The organism is Oceanobacillus halotolerans, from assembly GCF_010993955.1.
GTDB lineage: Bacteria > Bacillota > Bacilli > Bacillales > Amphibacillaceae > Oceanibacillus_A > Oceanibacillus_A halotolerans.
In genome coordinates this window covers 178,172-200,511 of sequence record NZ_WIXL01000005.1, presented here as the reverse complement: position 1 = coordinate 200,511, position 22,340 = coordinate 178,172, and the positions used below count along the sequence as shown (strand labels likewise).

At 37.1% G+C, this 22,340-nt stretch carries 17 protein-coding genes, 1 pseudogene and 1 riboswitch; of the genes and pseudogenes, 13 read left to right on the top strand and 5 right to left on the bottom strand.

The genetic code is table 11. From position 1 onward, the window contains the following. Nucleotides 1–140: 140 nt before the first annotated feature. The 3 genes and pseudogenes from GHC26_RS08620 to GHC26_RS08610 all read left to right on the top strand — a co-directional run bounded on the left by GHC26_RS08620 (nt 141) and on the right by GHC26_RS08610 (nt 4,556). Nucleotides 141–2,291, top strand: a complete 2,151-nt coding sequence (locus GHC26_RS08620) for a type IA DNA topoisomerase (protein WP_163970857.1) — start codon at nt 141–143, stop codon at nt 2,289–2,291. Nucleotides 2,292–2,782: 491 nt separating this feature from the next. Next, nucleotides 2,783–3,646: pseudogene (locus tag GHC26_RS08615) on the top strand (manganese catalase family protein). Nucleotides 3,647–3,854: 208 nt separating this feature from the next. Further along, the gene (locus GHC26_RS08610) at nt 3,855–4,556 is read left to right on the top strand and encodes an SDR family oxidoreductase (RefSeq protein WP_163970856.1); all 702 of its coding nucleotides are present in this window, start codon (nt 3,855–3,857) and stop codon (nt 4,554–4,556) included. Between the two features lie 101 nt (nt 4,557–4,657). Here GHC26_RS08610 and GHC26_RS08605 read toward each other — a convergent pair whose 3' ends face one another. The 3 genes from GHC26_RS08605 to GHC26_RS08595 all read right to left on the bottom strand — a co-directional run bounded on the left by GHC26_RS08605 (nt 4,658) and on the right by GHC26_RS08595 (nt 6,748). Then, nucleotides 4,658–5,014 (bottom strand): DMT family transporter, encoded by a 357-nt coding sequence (locus GHC26_RS08605; protein WP_163970855.1) that lies wholly within the window; start codon nt 5,012–5,014, stop codon nt 4,658–4,660. 3 nt (nt 5,015–5,017) lie between these two features. After that, the gene (locus GHC26_RS08600; protein ID WP_163970854.1) at nt 5,018–5,557 is read right to left on the bottom strand and encodes a TetR/AcrR family transcriptional regulator; all 540 of its coding nucleotides are present in this window, start codon (nt 5,555–5,557) and stop codon (nt 5,018–5,020) included. Between the two features lie 531 nt (nt 5,558–6,088). Further along, nucleotides 6,089–6,748 carry a DNA-3-methyladenine glycosylase family protein gene (locus GHC26_RS08595; RefSeq protein WP_163970853.1) on the bottom strand — a complete coding sequence of 220 codons (660 nt, stop codon included), beginning with the start codon at nt 6,746–6,748 and terminating at the stop codon, nt 6,089–6,091. 320 nt (nt 6,749–7,068) lie between these two features. On the opposite strand from GHC26_RS08595, the gene GHC26_RS08590 reads away from it, so the two are divergent. From GHC26_RS08590 to GHC26_RS08580, 3 genes are all read left to right on the top strand, one after another. Further along, nucleotides 7,069–8,280 carry an NAD(P)/FAD-dependent oxidoreductase gene (locus GHC26_RS08590; RefSeq protein WP_163970852.1) on the top strand — a complete coding sequence of 404 codons (1,212 nt, stop codon included), beginning with the start codon at nt 7,069–7,071 and terminating at the stop codon, nt 8,278–8,280. Nucleotides 8,281–8,693: 413 nt separating this feature from the next. Next, nucleotides 8,694–9,557 carry a VanW family protein gene (locus GHC26_RS08585; RefSeq protein ID WP_163970851.1) on the top strand — a complete coding sequence of 288 codons (864 nt, stop codon included), beginning with the start codon at nt 8,694–8,696 and terminating at the stop codon, nt 9,555–9,557. Nucleotides 9,558–9,978: 421 nt separating this feature from the next. Continuing rightward, nucleotides 9,979–11,109, top strand: a complete 1,131-nt coding sequence (locus tag GHC26_RS08580) for a tetratricopeptide repeat protein (RefSeq protein ID WP_163970850.1) — start codon at nt 9,979–9,981, stop codon at nt 11,107–11,109. A gap of 362 nt (nt 11,110–11,471) precedes the next feature. On the opposite strand, the gene GHC26_RS08575 is transcribed toward GHC26_RS08580, so the two are convergent. Then, nucleotides 11,472–13,409, bottom strand: coding sequence for an aconitate hydratase (locus tag GHC26_RS08575; protein WP_163970849.1), 1,938 nt, complete (start codon nt 13,407–13,409; stop codon nt 11,472–11,474). Between the two features lie 172 nt (nt 13,410–13,581). Next, complete coding sequence (locus GHC26_RS08570) at nt 13,582–14,118, bottom strand: YceI family protein (protein WP_163970848.1); 537 nt, start codon at nt 14,116–14,118, stop codon at nt 13,582–13,584. Nucleotides 14,119–14,295: 177 nt separating this feature from the next. On the opposite strand from GHC26_RS08570, the gene GHC26_RS08565 reads away from it, so the two are divergent. From GHC26_RS08565 to fdhD, 7 genes are all read left to right on the top strand, one after another. Beyond that, entirely contained in the window at nt 14,296–14,763 is a 468-nt protein-coding gene (locus GHC26_RS08565) for a DUF6884 domain-containing protein (protein ID WP_163970847.1), read from the top strand. Between the two features lie 96 nt (nt 14,764–14,859). Next, entirely contained in the window at nt 14,860–16,644 is a 1,785-nt protein-coding gene (locus tag GHC26_RS08560) for a M3 family oligoendopeptidase (RefSeq protein WP_163970846.1), read from the top strand. A gap of 246 nt (nt 16,645–16,890) precedes the next feature. Continuing rightward, nucleotides 16,891–16,992, top strand: a riboswitch (TPP riboswitch). A 119-nt stretch (nt 16,993–17,111) separates the two neighbouring features. Beyond that, a complete protein-coding gene (gene thiT / locus GHC26_RS08555) occupies nt 17,112–17,684 on the top strand; it encodes an energy-coupled thiamine transporter ThiT (protein ID WP_163970845.1) in 573 nt (190 codons plus the stop codon). Between the two features lie 93 nt (nt 17,685–17,777). Further along, a complete protein-coding gene (locus GHC26_RS08550) occupies nt 17,778–17,930 on the top strand; it encodes a hypothetical protein (RefSeq protein ID WP_163970844.1) in 153 nt (50 codons plus the stop codon). A 70-nt stretch (nt 17,931–18,000) separates the two neighbouring features. Further along, on the top strand, nt 18,001–19,431 hold the full coding sequence (locus tag GHC26_RS08545) for a hypothetical protein (RefSeq protein WP_163970843.1): 1,431 nt from the start codon (nt 18,001–18,003) through the stop codon (nt 19,429–19,431). Nucleotides 19,432–20,033: 602 nt separating this feature from the next. Next, nucleotides 20,034–21,413 (top strand): Glu/Leu/Phe/Val family dehydrogenase, encoded by a 1,380-nt coding sequence (locus tag GHC26_RS08540; protein ID WP_163970842.1) that lies wholly within the window; start codon nt 20,034–20,036, stop codon nt 21,411–21,413. Nucleotides 21,414–21,529: 116 nt separating this feature from the next. After that, on the top strand, nt 21,530–22,336 hold the full coding sequence (gene fdhD / locus GHC26_RS08535) for a formate dehydrogenase accessory sulfurtransferase FdhD (protein WP_163970841.1): 807 nt from the start codon (nt 21,530–21,532) through the stop codon (nt 22,334–22,336). Nucleotides 22,337–22,340: the final 4 nt, after the last annotated feature.

Genomic DNA, 22,340 nt, shown 5'->3' with positions numbered 1-22,340 from the left:
TAAGAACGCCACGTCAATCGTCCTGTGCGTCGGAAATTCCGAACGAATGAGTTAAGCTTTATACAACTTCTGAATACTCTCCTCCCATTTCTACCTTCCTGCTACTTCCTAAAATAAAACAATAGAATAGGTGATAAATATTGAAGTTAATTCTTGCAGAAAAGCCTTCTGTTGCTAAAAACATAGCAGATGCATTAAACATTAAAACAAAAAAAGATGGCTATTATGAAGGGGACAACTATGTGATTACATGGGCGTTTGGCCATTTGGTAGAGCTGTATGATGCGAAAGACTATGATAGTAATATGGCAAGGTGGAAAATGGAAAAGTTCCCATTTATTCCTACTGACTTTAAATATAAAGTAAAAAGCAATCCACGAAAAAGAGATGTGTCAGATCCAGGTGCTAAAAAGCAATTACGTATTATACATGGGTTAATGAAAAGAAATGATGTCGATCTAATTATTTCTGCATGTGATTATGATAGGGAAGGGCAATTGATAGGAGATAGCATTATTTACCGAGCAAAGCCGAAAAAGCAAGTGGCCCGATTACTTTTAAATGAATGGACACCACAAGAAGTGTTGCATGGACTTAATTCGTTACGACCTAATGAGGAGATGACTCCACTACGAAACGCAGGTATTAGTAGACAATGGGCTGATTGGGTAATTGGTATTAATTTAACATCTGTTGCCACCTTAAAGTACCAAAAAGGAAAAGGAAAAGTGTTAAATATTGGTCGGGTATTACTGCCTACGTTGAAAATCATTTACGACCGTGACCAGGAAATCGCAGATTTTGTTCCAGAGGATTATTTCAAGTTAACAGCAACGTTTGAAACGAAGGACAAACAAACATATGAAGGAACCTATGTAGAAGACTCTAAGGAAAAGTTTAAACAAAAACAAACATTAGAACCGATTCAGGCTGCCGTCCAACAAAAAACAGCCACTATTATGGAGAAACAGGTTGTAAAAAAGAAAGAATATCCTCCATTCTTATTTAATCTTTCAAACTTACAAGGATACATTACTAATAAATATAAAGGATGGACATCCGCTAAAGTGTTAAAGGTCGCACAATCCTTATATGAGAAAAAATACATTACATACCCACGAACAGCAAGTACTGCCTTAGAAGAGAGTTTAGTAGGGAAAACGAAAAAGGTGTTAAAAACATTAGCAGAAGACGTTCCCTATTGTGATGACATTCAGTTTCGAAAATCAAAACGGATATTTAATAACTCGAAGGTAGAAAGTCATAGTGCGATTATTCCTACCTATCTAAAACCAAGACGTTTAACAAGTGATGAAGAAATCGTTTATACCGCTATTAAAAATCGTTTTATTATGCAATTCATGCCATTAGCAGTATATGAAGAAACAAAGATCATAACAAAAGTTGATGGAGTGAAAGGCATTTTTGCATCTAAGGGAAGAGTCCAATTGATAGAAGGGTGGAAAAAGGTAGAAAAGATTCAAACAAAAGAAACCCTCCTACCAGTAATCGAGAAGGGGGATCTTGTTGAGGTAATCGATTCAACGGTAACATCCCATGTGACGAAACCTCCGAAACATCATACGGAAAAAACATTATTACGAGTTATGGAAACATGCGGAAAAAATGTGAAAGAAGCAGATTCAGAAGAGACGATGGAGCATGTGTTAGCAGGGTTCAGTATTGGGACCCCAGCTACAAGAGCAGAGACAATCAAGAAGCTCAAAGATGTTGGGTATATTACAACAAAACAAAAAAATCTTGTATGTACGGAGTTAGGGAAGAAGCTTGTTGATACATTTCCAGTCAAGGATCTTTTTAATTTACAATTTACTGGACGCTTGGAGAAGGCCTTATCGGATATACAACACGGAAATTTAAGTAAGAAGGAGTTTTTACAGTTTATTTTTAGCTTTACAACTAAATCTGTCGAAACAGTGAAACATGATAAAGAGGTGACGATCCATGAAGTTTCCCGTAAGAAGCAATATACAAAACAAGTAATCGGAACCTGTCCTCAGTGTGGGAAGAACGTAATTGAAGGTAGTAAAGGGTTTGGATGTAGCAATTGGAAAAACGGTTGCAAGTTTGTGATTTGGAAAAATGATAAGTATTTACGTACGATGAAAAAAAGAGTGACGAAAACGATGGTGAAAGAACTACTACAACATCAAAAAGCATATGTAAAAGGACTAACGAGTAAAAAAGGCAAAAAATTCAATGCCTATTTACGCTATGAGAAAAATAAAGACAACGATTATTATAGTTGGAAAATGGAATTTGAGAAGTAGATGTTTATTTCCTGAGTTAAAGATTCTGATAAAAAGTTATAATCATTAAGTAGGTTAATCCTATGTTGTTCAATAAGTGGATGTCGAAAAGTTCTAGGTTCTTTTCGCATTCTTTGTTGCTTTTTAACGTCGTATCTTCTATATTATGCGTCTTAAAGTAGTTTCAGCTATAATTTCCGCTACGGAAATACACTTCGCTTTCACCATGGGCACTTATGTCCCTGGTGAAAGCGATTGTCCGAAGTGGAAATCAACGGCGTTAATTTACTGCGCATAATCTATCAACTATGCATTAAGATTTATATTTATAAAAAAGCAAAAATCTTTTAGAAAACAGCCTTTTTACTAAAATAAGCTTGTATGGCTACAACAGACACATAAAGGATAAAATAGGGACTCGCTTCCTTCACTATTCCTGCATAGTATGAATACAAAGATATGAGATAGGTTTTTAACCTAGTCTGTTAATAAATGTAAAGGAAGTGAGCGTCTTGTTTTATCATGTAAAGGAATTACAATATCATGCTAAACCTGAACGCCCAGATCCGGTGTTTGCAAAAAAGCTACAGGAAATTTTAGGTGGGCAATTTGGGAAAATTTCGGTAGCATTGCAATATTTGTTCCAAGGTTGGAATACGCGTGGTAATGACAAATACAGGGATTTATTAATGGAAAATGGTACAGAAGAATTAGCGCATATTGAAATGCTGGCAACGATGATTGCTAGATTATTAGACGGAGCTCCTGATGTCGAGATAGATGAGACTGCGAAAAACCCGGTTGTCGAGGCCATATTAGGTGGATCGACCCCACAACATTCCATAGTTCATGGCCTTGGAGCAGCACCAAAAGATAGTGTAGGAAATAGTTGGACAGCAGATTACATTATTGCAAGCGGTAATTTGTTGGCTGATTTCCGTGCCAATTTAAATGCTGAATCACAAGGAAGATTGCAGGCTGTTCGACTTTATGAACAAACCGATGACCCTGGTGTAAGGGATATGTTATCTTGGCTTATTGCTAGAGATACCATGCATCAGAATCAATGGTATGCAGCATGTTTGGAACTAGAGGAAATTGAGGATATCATTGTACCAAGTACATTCCCACATGAATTGCAAAAGGATAAAGTTGCTTACACATATTATAGTAATTCTGCAGGAGCAAAGAGTACCAAAGGTCTTTGAGCACATGGACCAAGTATTGATGGATGTGGCCAGTTTAGCTACTACGAAAACCCAGTACCGTTTGGGGATAAACCAAAGCTTCGTCCTGCACCTCCTTATATTCACGACACACCACCAGGTGCATTGCATAAATCTGACGATGATTCAACGGATTCAGACGATAAATAAAATGGCTGGATGTCCTATGGAGCTTTGTCTTTGCTCCATAGGATTTTTAATGTGGATGTTTCTAACATGATATTCCTTTGAGAATTATTGTATAATTTGGATACAAGGTAAATATTCTATCTAGGTAAAACCATTATTATACAAATTTAAATTTTTTGCAGCAACGATTAGCTGATTGACTGAATCATAACATGATGGAGGTAGGTTGATGATGGATTTAAATGGAATAACTGCGATTGTAACGGGAGCTAGTAGTGGTATTGGTGAATCAGTAGCTAAACGGTTAGCTAGCCAAGGAGCGAATGTCCTCTTAGCGGCTCGCCGGAAGGAAAGGTTATCGGAAGTAGTAACAGCAATTCAATCAGATGGAAAAGGACAAGCATTAGCTGCAGAAACAGATGTAACGGATCGGGATAGTGTTGAAAGTATGGTAGCAAAAGCTGTGAAAGAATTTGGTCCTGTTGATATATTGGTAAACAATGCAGGAGCTGTTCTTTCATCAACCATTAAAGATGGCGAGGTAAAGAACTGGGACCAGATGATTGATGTTAATATAAAAGGGGTACTATATGGAATTAATGCAGTTCTTCCTGGAATGCTGGACCGCTCTGTAGGACATATTGTAAATATTGCTTCAGTATCTGGACTAGAAGCAGCAAAGAAAGGGACGGTATATAGTGCAACAAAATTTGCTGTAAGAGCTATTTCAATGGGTTTAGAGAAGGAGCTAGCTAGAACAGGAATCCGCGTTACCAATATCTCTCCTGGACAAGTCGATACAGCTATCCTGACTAACTCGCCAAAAGACCGAAAACCGCTACAGCCAGAAGATATAGCTCGTGCTGTTGTATACAGTGTAACCCAACCTGATTACGTAAATGTGAATGAAGTAACCGTTAGACCAGTATAAGCGTTAATGAAGGCTTGGATTCTTTTGATCCAAGCCTTCTAGAGAGAATAGTTATATTTTTCTTTGGATACGAGGTAAATGAAGACTCCCTCACTTTGGTGTTAATTTGTTTCTTCGATTGGTAGTTTGACTGCTTCTTGAGTTGTCCCGATTGAATTGAGCAACACAATACCAGTAATAATTAATAATATGCCAAACACACCAGATATATTTATTTTGTCTTTCCATATGAGAATACTTAATATTACAGCTCCTGCTGTACCAAGACCAGACCAGGTAGCATATGCAACACTTAATGGAATAGACTTAAACGACAAAGCTAAAAAAAACAGTGCTATGATGAAACCGCCGAGTCCTCCAATCACTGGGAGCACTTTTGTAAATCCATCCGATAGTTTCAACATCGTAGTTCCGAAAACCTCTGCTATAACACCTAGTAATAAATAAATATAAGCCATACATTATTCCCCCTTACTTAACGTAATTAGCTCATGAAGCACCTCTTCCTTTAATTCTTTCGCTAATGGAGCTAATCCGAATATCTCTGAAAACCATAAACCATCAACGGCGAGTCGAAGAATAGTGGCCTTTACAGGATCTAATTCATCTTCTTCAATTTGTTGCTGCCAATGTTGATAGGCTTCTTGAATGGGGTTTAATAAATTAGGATCATAGGCAATCGCAGCTAATAATCCAGCATCCAATTCTTTGTTAGAAGTACTTTGCCGAAATGTTTCCTGAATAAAGGAACGAGTCCATTTTCCTTTGTTCGTTGTATCATTTTCTGCTCCAGCTTTAATATTCTCCATATAAACTTGCATTTGGTGATCAACTAACCCTTTTACTAGATCTTCTTTTGAGGGAAAATGATAAAGTAACCCACCTTTACTAAGGTCTGCCTGTTTTGCTACGCTTTCTAGTGTCATCTCTAAAATCCCATCTTGGTGAATAATTTGTGCTGCTGCATTCATAATAGCTTGTTTTGTATTAGAACTTGCCATAATTTTCTCCTTCTTTTTATTTCTAATTTTAGTATACCGTCTGGACGGTTTTTTGTCAATCTTAATTTGCATAATGACTTATAACTGACGATTGAACAAAAATTAGTGACTAACCCCTTTAAAATCTTCAATTTAGTGGGGGTTAGTCGCTAAGGTCTTTATTTCTTTTGCTCTTCACTTTATCTTTTGATAACACCGATTGTTGCTCGCCAGTTGGTGGGGGAAGTCTCTCTACAGCTTTAGCACTGGAGCTGGAAGAGGCTGTTCTTTCTTTTTTTAGTTATCCACAGGTTTAATTTTTTTATAATTTCCTAGACGAAAAAAAACCTTGCCAAGTTTGGGAGTGGCAAAGTCTATCACGCCGATTTCTCGGGGTCCTATAACACTGGTGCTCGCTATTTTATTCGGTTTATTTAAAAATCCATACCTGAGAAGAAATGGTTGACTCTCCTGAATTATCAAAAGGAACACAAGCAAACCTTATCTTCTTGTTACCATCTAAGGAATAAAAGTGTTTTATGCTGGTGCATGCTAGTTGATAATAATATCATCAATGGAATCATACTTATGAATATAACCAAGATCGACAATCTTCCATAAGTATAAAGAGGCAATGGTAAGGTGCGGATCCCATGATGATGCTTTTTCTTGTAAGATAGTGCGACGCTTCGACTGGTCGACTTGGTAGAGCCATTGTGCACCACGCTGCAGTCCAATATCATCAACCGCTAAAACATTCATTCTTCCTAGCGAAAAGATAAGAAACATTTCTGCCGTCCATCTGCCAACCCCTTTAATACTCGTTAATTGTTTTAAAACAGTAGTATTATCTTCCTTGTTTAACTGATACAAATGTAATTCCCTTTTTTCAATTTTACTGGCTAAATCCTGAATGTAAGACAATTTACGACCTGTTAGACCAGCACTTCGTAAGGTTTGGTTGTCCATCTGATAGATTTGGTGAGGAGTGAGCTGGCCGTTTACAGTTTCTAATAGTCGCTGATAGATGGCAGATGCTGCTGCCACGGATATTTGCTGTCCAACAATAGACCGTACAAGTGACTGGAAATAATCTGTTCGCATGGAAACGGTAAAATCACCAATAATAGTGATGAGTTTTTCCATAAGTGGATCCCGTTCTTTTAATGTGATGACATCTGGATCATTTTGGGTAATGAATAAATTTTCCATATAATCTACCTCCTTTTTTACACGTTAGGAAAGTATAAAATTTTAGCTAAGAAGAAGACTAGACGTTGCTAAAATTTTAATGTCCTAAGTATAAGAAAAACTAAACACATTCGCTAAAGGACGAGCGAATGCGAGTTTTTCTAAACTTAAAACGTGATATCAATCATGATTTATTGGCAAATACTGCATTTTCGTTGTAAAATATACTGATTTATTAGCCCTTCTAGAAAATATTTGCTATGATAGTTATATAGCCCAATTGTTATTCTTTATACTTTGTACTTATTAAAAATTATAGAGGAAAAGGAAGGAGCATGTAAATGAATGCAAACAAACCAAGAATCGTTGTCCTTGGGGCAGGATATGCTGGGATGATGACGACTAAACGATTAACCCAAAAATTTGGAGCTGAAGAAGCGGAGATTGTGCTCGTCAATAAGCACAATTATCACTACCAAACAACTTGGCTACATGAAGTTGCGGCTGGTACCATTAATCCAAACCAAGCAAGGGTAATGATTAAAGATGTCATTAATCCTAACCGTGTTCGATTAATTTATGATTCAGTTGTAAAAGTCAACAAAGAAGAAAAACAAGTTGTGTTGGAAAATAGTGAATTAAGTTATGATTACTTAGTAATATCATTAGGCTTTGAAACCAATACTTTTGGAATCAAAGGAATGGAAGAAAATGCGTTCTTTATTCAAGACATTGATTCCTGCCGTTATATTTACGAACATATTGAGTATCAATTTGCTAAATACAACAATGATCCAGAAGCAGATGAGGATAGCTTAAATATTCTTGTTGGCGGTGGTGGATTCACAGGTGTTGAGTTTGTTGGGGAATTAGCAGAAAAAATTCCAGAGCTTTGCAAAAAATATGATGTTGAACGTAGTAAAGCGCGTATTATCAATGTAGAAGCAGCTCCATCTATTATGCCTGGCTTTGATAAAGAATTAGTTGCATATGCAAAAAGTTCGCTTCAATCACGTGGGGTTGAATTTAGAGAAGGTGCAGCGATTAAAGAATGTACAGAAGATGCCTTTATTGTCGGGGATGATAATGAAGAAATCAAAGCCGGTACTATTGTTTGGACAGGTGGCGTAAAAGGTAGTCCTGTATTAGCCGAATCTGGTTTTGAGATAACAAAAGGAAAAGTAACAGTAGATGGCGATCTACGTGCACCTGGTGAAGAAGATATTTTTATCATTGGTGATTGTGCATGGGTCATGAATGAAGCAGAAGGTCGTCCGTTCCCACCAACTGCTCAAGCAGCAATTCAGCATGCTGATACGTGTGCAAATAATCTTTACGCACTACTTAATAATCAACCATTAGAAAAATTCGTATTTGATGACAAAGGAACTGTGGCATCATTAGGTATAACGGATGCAATGGGAACTGTTTTTGATCGTAAATTATATGGTAAAACAGCTGCAGCAATGAAAAAAGTGGTAGATAACCGTTATGTATTCATGCTTGGTGGTCCGAAACTATTCCTTAAAAAAGGAAAAATCCGCCCGTTCTAATTCACGAATGAGTACCATTTGTTTATCCCGCATGTAACGGAAAGTAAGCCCACCACTTCAAGATTTCTTAGGAGATCCAAGAAAGATAAGTGGGGGATCAAACTGACCGTAAATGTCCGATTCGTTCAACTAACAATCGGTGGGGGAGGGAAGGGAACCCCCACTAATTGAAGCTTCACTTTATAAGAGGAGGGAATGTTTCATGAAAAAAAGTACATTATATTTTGTATTAGCAGCGTTAGCCGCAGTCGTGGGATATGCTATTTCTGCACGTACATTGGAGGACACGAGGGATTTCCGTTAAGTCTATTCATACCATCTTGCTTATCAAAGCAGGATGGTTTTTTGGTGACCACTTATACATAGAAAATCCTCTTTTTCGAATACTACAAGGTAAAAGAGGAGGCCTGGTCATGCGATTCATTTTTTTCCTATGTATATGCTTTAGTTGGATACCAGGACAAGCATTTGCAGAATCAGTTTCTCTAATGGATAATGATGATAAGATTGAAACGATCGAATTAGAGGATTATGCTCTAAAGATGATTGATCCTATTTTTATAGATGAAAAAAAGGTAGAGTTCTTAGAGGAATATATTGCCTCTATTATTTATGAAAAACCAGAAAATGCATACCTAGATGAAGTAGGTAACATTATAGAGGGACAAAAAGGAGTAACGTTAGATCAAAATCGGTTTCAAATGGAATTATGGAAACGATTTTATACTAGGAATTCTAATCAAATCAAAATACCAACAAAACCTATCAAGCCACGGATACACGCCACATTACTAGATGAAATCACAACAAATAAACTAAGTACATACACCACAAAATATCGAGAGCAAAATCAAGAGCGGTCCCATAACGTAAAGCTTGCAACCGAAGCAATTAATAATTATGTTTTATTTCCAAAGGAGACCTTTTCGTTTAACAAAGTTGTTGGCAAAAGAACGGAAGAAAAAGGGTATAAGCGAGCTCCTGTAATTGTAAAAGGGGAGCTAGCAGAAGATATTGGTGGGGGTATTTGCCAAGTTTCTTCCACCCTATTCAATGCAGTGGATTTAGAAGGAATTGAAATAGTCGAGCGATATTCACATAGTCGCGATGTTCCATATGTTCCACCTGGCAAAGATGCAACAGTAAGTTGGTATGGTCCTGATTTTGTTTTTACCAACATGTATAATGAGCCTATTTTCATTCGTGCAATCGCAAAGAATGGGAATTTACAGGTTGATATTTACTCCTCTAGGTCGATTCAAACGAAAAGTAATTAGCTATTAAAATGACAGTGATAGGTATAAGTAATCCCCGATTCCACTCCATCTGACAACACATGACGTATTTCCTCTATTAAAGTGGTTAATTGGTAAGTATGAAAAATTATTGAAAAGTAATGAGTAGAGCGTATTCCAATATATTATGACCATCTATCACGTGTTAACTGGCAGTAAGCACCCCTTTAAGACTTTGAGAAACAAAGAAATATAAGTGGGGATAACTGCCAGTAAAAGTGAGATAAGTTCAACTAACATTCGAGGAAACCCCAACCGAATGAGTTAAGCTTTATCATACTAAACAATTATCATGTTCGACACTTCCATTATGTTTAGTTTATTATAGGATTGGAGATAATTTGTAGGTGACATTGTAATGTTGTAAAGTAAAAATTGTACACTACTTCTAGAGGGTGAAAGAATGACGGATATGGATATTATTAATATAGATGATCTATTACAAGATAAGACTAATAGTGAGGACGAGGAAGCATTAACAACCATTATTGAGGAATTTAAACGAAATCATTTTCCAAATGTTTTATCCAAATCAAAAGCGTTTCGGGAGTCTTATGAAGGTGATAATGCGAAACTAATACAAAAACTATTAAAAGTTGAAGCAATTTGTCATGCACAAATTGGAGAAAATCGGGCAGCAAGTGACATCATCCGAGGATTGTATCAGGATAAAACAGCCCAAACAAGCAGTGAGTTAATATTATTAGGTGAACTAGCCTTTATGAGTGACTATAAATTAGCTCGCCGTATTACATCAGAAGCTGTAACGCAAATGGAGCAAGAGGAAGAAACAGATCGAATTAAGCTAGCACGTGGTTATTTAGTGTTAGGAGAAGCAGAAGAAAATTTAGAAAAACTTCCACGTGCGATTAAATATTATAAACAAGGTCTTACATATTTTCAGGAGGACGACAGACGAGATGCTTATATGATTCTTTATTTGCACTTTAAAATCGGCATGCTCTATACAATGCGAAATGATGCAGAGAATGCTGTAGCCTATTTAGAAGAAGTAATTGTATTAGCAGGTGAGGAACATCTTAATATGAAGATTAATAGTCTTGTTAGCATTGCGAAGACTTATGGAAGTGAAGAAAAAAATGAACAAGCTTTTCCATACTTAGAAAAGGCATTAAATTTGTTGCCTGAATCCTCATTAGAAAGCACGATGGTACATGCTGAGGCAATGACGGAAATGGCGTTCTATTATTTTGATCAATCGAAACTAGAAGAAGCAGTTCCTTATTACAAAGAAGCGTTAACTATGTATGAAAAAATTCCAGAAGCTTCTGCTCGAAAAGTAGGAATGATTTACATGCAATATGCGTACTGCCTGGAGCATAAAGAGAAATCGAATAAATCGAAAGCTGGCCAGAATTATGAACGAGCCATTGAAAAATTAGAAAAAGCAAATGACAGGGAATTACTTGAAAATGCTTTAGCTGATGTGATTGCCTTCTTTGATGTAACTGGGAATGAGAAGAAAAAACGCTTTTATGAAAATAAATTTGTAAAAATGACAAATGCCAATTAAAATGAATGTTTTTTACTAATAAAAAAGAAGATAAGCATTCGTATAATTTATGGGAATTTATCATTGACGAAACTAGCCAGAAAGCTTGTAAATAAGGATAAGTAACTAAGCTTGTTTGTCAATGCCCGAAACAGGAAGCAGGTTGGCAAAAAGGGAATAGCTAGAACTTATCAGTTGCCAAATAAGTAAGAGAAGTTTGCAAATAAGTAACAGAGCGTAGTCAATGCCCAGATCAGGAAAAAAGTCTCACAAAATGGGAACAGAGCAATCTCAACAGTATTCAAATCAGCAAAAAAACTCCCGAAAAAGTAAAAATACACACGCCATTTCAAAAGTGAAATAGCGTGTGCATTTGTTGTTAACTACGATTGTCTTGCTTTGACCCAATTAATTAAGCCACCATGAATAATAATGTCCTGTTGACGCGGGGATAATGCATGTTCTAATAGGATTGTATTATTAGAACCTTTTAATGAAACCGTTACATCTTTTCCTTGTGTGATCTGATCTTTAAGATCGTTAAAGGATAGGACTTCCCCCTGCTCTAATTGATCGTAATCTTTTTCGTTTTTAAAGGTTAAAGGCAAAATTCCGAAGTTCACAAGGTTTTGCCAATGAATCCGTGCAAAATCTTTTACGATGGCAACTCGTAGACCAAGATAACGTGGTGCTAATGCCGCATGTTCACGACTAGATCCTTGGCCATAGTTGAACCCTCCGACAATAGCGTGGCTACCTTGGTCTTTTGCTCGTTTTACATAAGAATCGTCGACATGCTCAAACGTAAATTTACTTATTTCCGGAAGATTGCTTCGGTATGGTAAAACACGAGCACCACCAGCTAAAATTTCATCGGTTGAAATGTTATCCCCAACTTTTAGTAAAACTGGTACCTCTAATTTATCTGGTAATTCATCCATATTAGGGATAGATACAATATTTGGTCCTTTTTGGATTTCCACTTGTCTGGCTTCTTCTACGGGAAGTGGTTTATCTAATAGACCTTCATCCACTTTTGTATTTTTGGCCTCTTTAACGGTTGGGTATGGAAATTCTAGTTTGCGCGGATCGGTAATAACACCTTTAAGTGCTGATGCTGCCGCAACTTCCGGACCACTTAGGTAAACACTGTCTTCAGGTGTACCTGATCGACCTGGGAAGTTACGTGGTGTTGTACGTAGGCTGTTTCGTCCTGTTGCGGGCGCTTGCCCCATTCCGATACATCCATTACACCCAGCTTGATGTAAGCGAGCACCTGATTGTAAGAAGCTTGCAATGTGTGATTCTTGCACTAATTCGGTTAGCATTTGTCTCGATGTAGGATTAATATCAAAGGATATTCCGTCTGCTATTGCGCGATCTTTTACCATCTCAGCAGCAATAGCAAAATCACGAAATCCAGGGTTAGCAGATGATCCAATATAAGACTGATATATTGGTGTTCCTTCGATTTCTGTTACTGGAACAACATTACCAGGACTAGACGGTTTCGCAACCATTGGTTCTAGAGTGGAAAGGTCAATTTCATCGTGTAGATCATAATCTGCATTTCGATCTGCTATTAATTCAGTCCAATCTTCTTCACGGTCTTGTGTTCTTAAAAATCGCTTAATTTCGTTATCAGAAGGGAAGACAGTTGTCGTTGCACCAAGTTCTGCACCCATATTTGCAATTACATGACGGTCCATTGCAGATAAATTCTTTAGACCGGGACCGTAAAACTCAATAATTTTTCCTACGCCACCTTTGACATCATAGCGTCGTAGTAATTCAAAAATAACATCTTTCGCACTTACCCAGTCTGGTAATTTACCGGTCACTTTGATACCGAATACTTGTGGCATTTTAATATAAACCGGTTCACCACTTATCGCCATTGCAACATCAATTCCACCTGCACCCATTGCCAGCATTCCCATACAACCATTTGCACATGTGTGGGAATCTGATCCTAGTAATGTTTTGCCTGGTTTCGCAAGGCGTTGCATGTGAACTGGATGGCTTACCCCATTTCCTGGACGGCTAAAGTGAAGTCCAAAACGTTTGGATGCACTTTCTAGAAATAGATGATCATCAGGGTTTTTACTATCCACTTGAATTAGGTTATGATCGACATACTGTGCAGAAGCCTCTGTTTTAGCATAATCTAAACCCATTGCTTCTAGTTCTAACATGACCATCGTACCAGTAGCATCCTGTGTTAATGTTTGGTCAATTTTTAAACCAATTTCTTCACCAGGTTCCATCGTGCCAGATACTAAATGGTCTTTAATTAATTTTTGCGCAACATTAAGCGCCATGTTAGTTCCTCCTTTAGATGTATTCGTAAACTTCGCATCTACTTATAATATGTTTATCTCCTATATCATTTATGAATACTACTAGATAAAAATTTTCATAAAAAAACGGAGCATTATTTTCTATTGTTCCCGAAAATAATGCTCCTTATAATTTATTGTGGATTTTAACGAATTATGCCTGTTTATGTGCTTCAATTTCAAAATTAATGGTTACTTCTTCACCTACAAGCACACCACCAGTTTCAACAGCTACATTCCATGTTAGACCAAAGTCTTTACGGTTAATTTTAGTGCTTCCACTGAAACCAGCAGCTTCATTGCCACTCATTGGATCTTTACTTGGTCCTTCTACCACAACATCAAGTGTGACCGGTTTTGTCGTGCCTTTAAGCGTTAAGTCTCCTGTTACATCATAGTTATTGTCTGATTTCTTTTTAATATCTGTTGCAACAAATTCCACCTTTGGATAGTTTTCTACATCAAAGAAATCTGCTGAACGTAAATGATCATCACGATCTTGTTGACGTGTATCAATACTATTGACATCAATCGTAAATTCGATTTTTGCATCTGTTAAATCTTCTGGATCTGCTTCGATGGTTGCATCAAACTCGTTAAACGATCCTTTTGCCTTTGAAATCATCATGTGTTTGACTGAAAATCCTACCTCACTATGTGCTTTGTCGACATTCCAAACTGCTTTTGTCATAAAATCTCCTCCAGTAATTTTTAATATGTTACTTACTTTATGTAACCAAGTATATATTGATAAAAGTTAGATGTCAACAAAAGAAGTCCTAATTCGAGATATTTTTTTATAGGCGCGGATAGTAGGTTAGATGAGACATGCTATAATAATTTTATACAATAGGGAGGGGGGTTTAAAATGACACAATTAAGCATTATCCCTTGTGGACGAAAAAAAATATGGGATATCGATGAAACGGTTGGAAATGCACCTGTCAAGAATGTGTATTTATCACGCTTTCACCGGCTTTGTCGGGGGTATGCAGAGCTTTTTACGGACGATTGGGTTGTTCTTTCAGCAAAGCATGGCTTTATGTTCCCAGATGATGTGGTGGATGGACCGTATGATGTAACCTTTAATCAAAAAAGCAATGAAATTATTTCCATTGAGGCGTTACGTGATCAAGTTGATAGAAAAAGTTTAAATAGATATGACCAACTTGTTATATTAACTGGGAAAAAATATGAACCAATTATTAATACCTGTTTTGAAAATAATAAGATGGTATTTCCACTTAAAGGCTATAAAGGGATTGGATATATGCAACAGGCATTAAAAGGTTCAATAGAAACGAAACAACCCCTTCATTCTAGGAAGGATCGTTAAATGAATTCACAATTGTATACAAATTTCCAAATGTAATGATACAATTTATAGTGTTCGTTATGTGACAAATGGCATTTAATCTAAAGGAGTGGTGAAATGACAAAAACAGAAACCTATTTACCAAGGTGGGATTTGGATAGTATTTTTCCAGGAGGTAGTGAATCCGAACAGTATGATACATATGTAAAGAATGTTACCAACGATTTAGATAAGTTAGATAAGCTTGTTAATAAGTTTGAACTTAAAGAAGGGAATACCAAAGCTTTAAATGATATTGTTACGTTATTAGAACAGACAACAAAAAAAGTAAAAGAAGCTTCATCGTTTGTTAGTTGTTTAAGCGCACAAGATGTGAAAGATGAAGGTGCGAAACAGTTAGTAGGAAAACGTAGTGAATTAAACGCTAAAATGGATGCTGTGCAAACAAAGTTAGACCAAAAACTAATTGCCATTGATGACAAAGAGTGGCAAAAAGTGTTAGAAGCACCAGGACTAAAGGAAATCGCTTTTGTGTTAAATGAAAGTAGAGACAATGCAAAAGAAAAATTACCAGCAGCTGAAGAAGTATTGCTGAATGATTTAGCAATTGATGGCTATCATGGCTGGAGTCAAATGTATGATACCATTGTTGGGAATATGCAAGTGGAATTAGAAGAGGATGGAAAAGTAAACAAATATTCCGTAGCTCAGGCGGCGAATAAGTTAACTAACCCTGATCGACAAGTTCGTCAGCATGTGTTCACACAATTACAAAAGGCATGGGGAGAGCAGACGGACTTGTTTAGTCAAACATTAAACCATTTAGCAGGATTTCGATTACAAACGTATAAACATCGTAATTGGGATAATGTCTTAAAAGAGCCACTTTCCATTAATAGAATGTCAGAAGAAACCTTAGACGCGATGTGGAATGCAATTGACAATAATAAGCATCACTTTGTATCATTTTTAGAGAAAAAAGCAGAAATTCTAGGGTTACATAAATTGAGTATATATGATGTTAATGCCCCAATTAGCCAATCTGTCAAAAAATCTTCTTATACAGAAGGTGCTCAATTTATTATTGATCAATTTCATCAATTTAGCCCAAAAATGGCAGATTTTGCGAAGATGGCTTTTGAAAAGCGGTGGATTGAAGCAGAGGATCGATCAGGAAAACGTCCAGGAGGATTTTGTACGACTTTCCCAGATAGTGAAGAAACTAGAATTTTTATGACATACTCTGGGACAACCTCCAATATTACAACGCTTGCACATGAATTGGGGCACGCATACCACCAACATATCATGAATGATGTCAATGGCTTAAATCAAGGGTATGCGATGAATGTTGCAGAAACAGCATCAACATTTGCAGAAATGATCGTGGCCGATGCTGCTGTTAATCAAGCAACAGATAAAGAAGAAAAGAAAGCCTTATTAGAAGATAAGATTAAGCGTAGTATTACCTTTTTTATGAACATCCATGCCAGATTTACATTTGAAAAAAGATTCTATGAAGAACGTAAACAAGGATTAGTATCTGCTGATCGATTGAATGAAATCATGGTTGAAGCACAAAAAGAGACCTATTGTGACGCATTAGAAGAATACGATCCAACATTTTGGGCATCGAAGTTACATTTTCATATAACAGGTGTTCCATTCTATAATTTCCCATATACGTTTGGTTATCTATTTAGTCTTGGTTTATATGCCCATGCAAAAAACCAAGGCGGTAGTTTTGAAGATGACTATATTGCGTTGTTACGTGATACGGGTTCGATGAAAGTGGAAGATTTGGCTGAAAAACACTTAGGTGTAGATCTGACAAAACCTGATTTTTGGGAAAGCGCAATTGGACTATGCAAAGAAGATGTAGAAGAATTTCTTTCCCTCTAACCTTTAAATTAGGCCCCCTAAAGACGAGCAGCACGAGGAGGCTCAACAGCCGCCCGCTAAAAAGCGAAGTGTATTTCCGTAGCGGTTTTCATGGACAAACTACGACGCATAATATATAAGATGCGACGTAAAAAACAATAAAGGACACGAAAGAGCCTCTAAAAAAGTTATGGTATTGCAAGAAAACATGTTGTCAGTGTCTAGTAACTAGGCTATAATAAAACTAACGAAAAAAGCATACGGATAGAGGCCTGCAGGGGGAGCCATACGGCTGAGAGTGAACAAGATTGTTCTGACCCTTTGAACCTGTTAGTTAGTACTAGCGTAGGGATGGTGGCTTTTGATGGATTTAAAAGCAATGTGAGCGGATTTTCCCATCAGGAAGCTTCCCCTTTGGCATTGCTTTTTTTGTGTACACTAATTCGCGTTGTCGCTGTTTATGACAATAAAAGGGGAGGAGAAATGATATGAGTTCCAAACGTATTTTATTTTTAGTGGAGGTAGCGATTTTTACAGCTTTAGCCCTAGCTTTAGATTTAGCTCCATTTTTATCGTTTAAAATATGGGCACAGGGTGGCTCCATTTCCTTTGCTATGATACCAATCTTTATTGTTGCATTTCGCTGGGGATTAAAAGGTGGCCTGTTATCGGGATTTTTGTGGGGCGTGCTACAACTTCCACTTGGAGCGTATATTTTAACGCCTTTACAAGGGTTTATTGATTATATTGTTGCGTTTACTGTCTTAGGGCTTGCTGGTATATTTGCCAATCAAGTAAAAAAAGGAGTAGAGGAAGGAAATACAAAAAAATACCTATCCTATATAACGTATGGTGTGTTACTTGCATCTACCTTACGATTTATCGCCCATTTCACAGCAGGTGTTGTATTTTTTGAATCGGCAATTGATAGTATTGAATCGGTATGGGTTTATTCATTATTGTATAATATCTCTTATATGTTACCATCATTTATATTAAGTACAGTGATTGTATTCTTCTTGTTCCATAAACAACCAAGAACATTGTTAAATGCGGCTTAACTAATATGATCCGCTCACACGTGATACCTCCATCGAAATGGGGGTATCTTTTTTCGTTGAATTTCCCATATACTAATAAGAAGAGGTGATTGTATGAGAGAAATTATAGGTAAATGTCAGGCGTGTCATAAAGATGTATTTTGTGAAAATGGCTTTTTTGAGGGAGAGCAGTTAGATGGTAAATTATATTGTGTTATATGTGCTGAGAAAGCATTAGAGGGATATACTTCCGAAAAAAATGAGTAGCATCCTTTCACCGCTTTTTTAGTTTGTGCATAGGCTGTAGCACATTCTAAAAAGAAAGGATGCGGTTGTGTTGGAATTAACCATCTCTCATTGGTTATACGGTGCCTTTACGTTAATCATTATCATAACGATGGTTTTTCGTCGAGGTGTTGTACTCCCTACGTTACTCGGGACCTTTATTATCGCTTGGGTTTATAAAGGGAGTATAGTAGATGGATTTACCGCTATCTTTAATGCAAACTTAGTAGCAGCCAAAGAGTTATTTAATATATTCCTAATTATTACGTTTATGTTAGCGTTGTTAAATTCTTTGCGCGATCTCGGTGCTGATCGTAGGATGATCCAGCCTATTGAAAAAGTAATGGTAAATGGTCATATATCTTTCTTTGTATTAATTGGAGTAACCTATGTTATTTCCTTATTCTTTTGGCCAACACCTGCTGTACCATTAATTTGCGCTTTACTAGTACCAGCAGCAGTTCGAGCAGGATTACCTGCCATTACAGCAGCAGTAGCAGTAGCATTAGCTGGTCAAGGGATGGCATTGTCATCTGACTATATTGTTCAGGTGGCACCAGGTTTATCTGCCTCATCAGCAGGGATTGATCAGGGTTTAGTAGCAGACCAAGCTCTTATTCTATCATTGATTACGGGAATCATTGCAATAAGTTTGGCATATGTGTTTTATCGGAAAAATATTCGGGACAAAAACGACCCAGCAAATGATGAAGAATTAAAAACGTTACAAAACACGAAGGAGTCTGAAGAAACAAGTGAACCCAGTGAAGATACACATTTAACGAAATGGAGTAAAACGTTTGCGGTTCTTGTTCCAATTGCATTGTTAGCCGTAGTTATTTATATGATGTATGAAAAACTAGTTTCTGGACGAATGAGTGGTCTAGAAGGTGGGGATGGTGCAGCCTTTGTTGGTGGTGTCGCTGTTATCTTATTGTTATTATCTACCGTTGCATTTGGTAAACAACGTGCACTAGATTATATTAGTAATCATATAACAGACGGGTTTGTATTTGCATTTCGTGCTATGGGACCTGTGATTCCAATTGCTGGGTTCTTTTTCCTTGGAAGCTCTGATTTTGCTGGAGAAATTTTAGGTGTTGAGGAGAATGTACCTGCATTATTATTTGACCTTGTAGAGTCAACCCAAGCATTCTTGCCACAAAGTGCCTTATTGGCCGCATTGAGTGTCCTCGTTATTGGTATTATCACTGGTTTAGATGGCTCAGGATTCTCTGGACTTCCATTAACTGGCGCATTAGCAGCCTCTTTGGAAACTAGTTCAATTGATGCATCTACACTAGCGGCAATTGGCCAAATGGGCTCCATATGGACTGGTGGCGGAACACTAGTAGCATGGTCATCCCTTATTGCAATTGCTGGTTTTTGTGGCGTTTCGGTGATGGAATTAGTACGTAAAAACTTTTTACCAGTAATGATTGGGTTAGTCATCACAACTATTATAGCCGTATTTTTTCTATAAGACTGTTTTCTAAAAGATTGTTGCTTTCTAGTATGAAAAATCATGCATATAAGATGGATTATACGCAATAGCTTAGCTATGAATACCGCTACGGAAATATACTTCGCTTTCCGCAGGCGGCTGTTGAGCCTCCTCGTGCTACACACTGCGGGGTCTCACCTACGCCTCTTTTCCTGCAGGAGTCTGCGTATATTTCCTTCGCTAGTTATGCATATTTCACTTCTTATCAATGCACTACTAGTACAAGGCTTGATTGGAGCGTAGGACAGTCGACTCCTGCAGGAAAAGCACGTGTCCGAAGACCCCGGAGGAAGTGGTCTTCTTCCGAGGAGGCTGAGGCCGTGCCTGCGGAAAGCGACTGTCCGTAGTGAAAATCAATGTACAACTTTATTGCGTATAATATATATTATGCGTCGTAGAAAACAACAAATTCTGCGAAAAGGGCTTTCTACAAAATGAAACAAACTTAAAATTATACCAGCTAATGAATAAAGAAAGGGTAAATAGAAATGATTTAGGAAATACTGTAATTTATTGGATTAAGATTGATCTTTTGCTATCATTCTAGACGATCGACTAATTAATTGAGGAGGGTTTGATCCATGTCTAAGCAAACGGAAGCTATCGTACAGGAATCATTAGATGCATTGTTTGATGATGAGTCATTTTTACCCGAATTAGAAAAAGAAATGAGAGAGCAGGCATTTACCTCTCTCACTTCTATTCTTTCAACTCCAAATCATATTAACAAGTCGTTTCTTCGTGTCCCGCTTCAGAATCATGAAGTAAAACGAATTCCAGCCTTTCGTGTCCAACATAACAATACACTAGGCCCATATAAAGGGGGAATACGTTTTCATGAATCCGTCAATGAAGAAGAAGTAATTAATTTAGCTTCTTTAATGACGTTAAAGAATGCAATTCATGATGTCCCTTTTGGTGGGGGAAAAGGTGGAGTTGTTATCAATCCACGTGAGTATAAGCCAAAAGAACTACATGCCATTTGTAAAAAATATGTGCAATATTTTAGTGATGTCTTAGGACCTGAAAAGGATATTCCAGCTCCTGATATGGGAACAGGGGACCGTGAAATGGATTGGATGATGGGAGAATACAAAAGTATACGCCCGGGCGAAAAGTACCGTGGTAGCTTCACTGGAAAAAGTATTGAAAATGGAGGATCATTGGGTCGGAGAGAGGCTACAGGTAAAGGTGTCTATTTTACATTTCGTTATCTTATATATGATTTCATCAAAGAAAATAATTCATGGCTATCGGAACAGGATAATGTATTTGCTAAGACAACATTGGATTACTATGATAAGCCATTAAATATTGCTATACAAGGATTCGGAAATGTTGGTTCAGTTGCAGCACTAGAAGCATACTATTGTAAACACTGTAACAATAAGGTTGTTGCAGTTAGTGATCGCAACGTAACCTTATATAATTCAGAGGGACTAGATATTCCTAGCCTTATCGAATATACATCCGAACATAAAGGGGATCTCCCAAAAGATGATGCAGAATTAGGAGAAACCAATGTTAAAGCGAAGATCATGAATCGGGATGATTTGCTGACACTTGATGTTGATGTATTATTTTTGGCTGCTTTAGAGGACCAAATACATGAAGATAATATGGAAGCGATTAAGGCGAGAATTATTGTTGAAGGGGCTAATGCACCTGTAACAAGTGAAGCAGACCAGTATTTGAGTGATAAAGGTGTCGTTATCATACCAGATATTTTGGCAAATGCTGGTGGTGTTATCGTTTCCTATTTTGAATGGATACAAGGAAGGGAAACACAGTTTTATAGTGAAGAAGAAGTGTTTAAACGATTGTATGACAAAATGCGTGAGACCTTTGATCGTGTTTTACCTAAGTTTTTTCAAGATCCATATCCATTACGAAAGAACTGTTATATTCTTGCAGTCACAAAGCTTTCGACTATTTTATATCGTCATGGAAAATTATATTAATCGAAGTGGACATTTCTTTTAGAAGAGGTGTCCTTTTTTAATGGAATTATGATACAATATAATCAAAATTCTGTAAACATGAGAAATGAAAGCGTTTCATAAGAGGAGGGGAAATAGTGCAAGATGATCGGTTATCTTTATGGAATATCACCAAATATCAACAACAAGCCAAAACGACGAAATTAGATGAGGTTGCCCGAGAGAGCGCTGTCACAGTCCAAATTAATGGCGAGCAATATGCAACCATTGTCTGTTCGCCAGCAAATTTAGAGTTGCTCGTAATCGGCTTTTTAGCTTCAGAAGGAATAATACGGACTACAAATCAAATCAATACGCTTTCAATTGATAAGGATAAAGGTTTTGCTTACGTGGAATTAGATTTTCCTGTCAAGCTTGAAACGAAATCAGAACGTTGGATTGGTTCTTGTTGTGGAAAAAGCAGGGAATTTTATTTGAAACAAGATGTAAAAACGGCTAAAACAATCTATTCTGATATGGAACTTTCAACAGACCAAGCTACAAAGCTAATGAAAGCTTTTGACCATCAAGCAGAAATCTTTGATCGTACAGGTGGGGTTCATCAGGCGGCCTTGGCTTCTAGTGATCATATCATTGAATCATTTATCGATATTGGTCGTCATAATGCACTAGATAAGTTATATGGATATATATTAAAGCATCGTATACCAATGAAAGAAAAATGTATTTTATTTAGCGGCAGAATGTCATCAGAGGTAATGTTAAAAGTTTCGAAAATGGGTGCTGGCATTTTATTGGCAAAGTCAGCTCCAACTGATTTAGCGTTAAAATTAGCGAGTGATTTAAATATTACAGCTGCTGGCTTTGTTCGTGAAAATAGTTTAAATGTGTACACACATACCAATCGTGTATATCAAAAGATCAATAAAAATGTAACCATTTAACCTA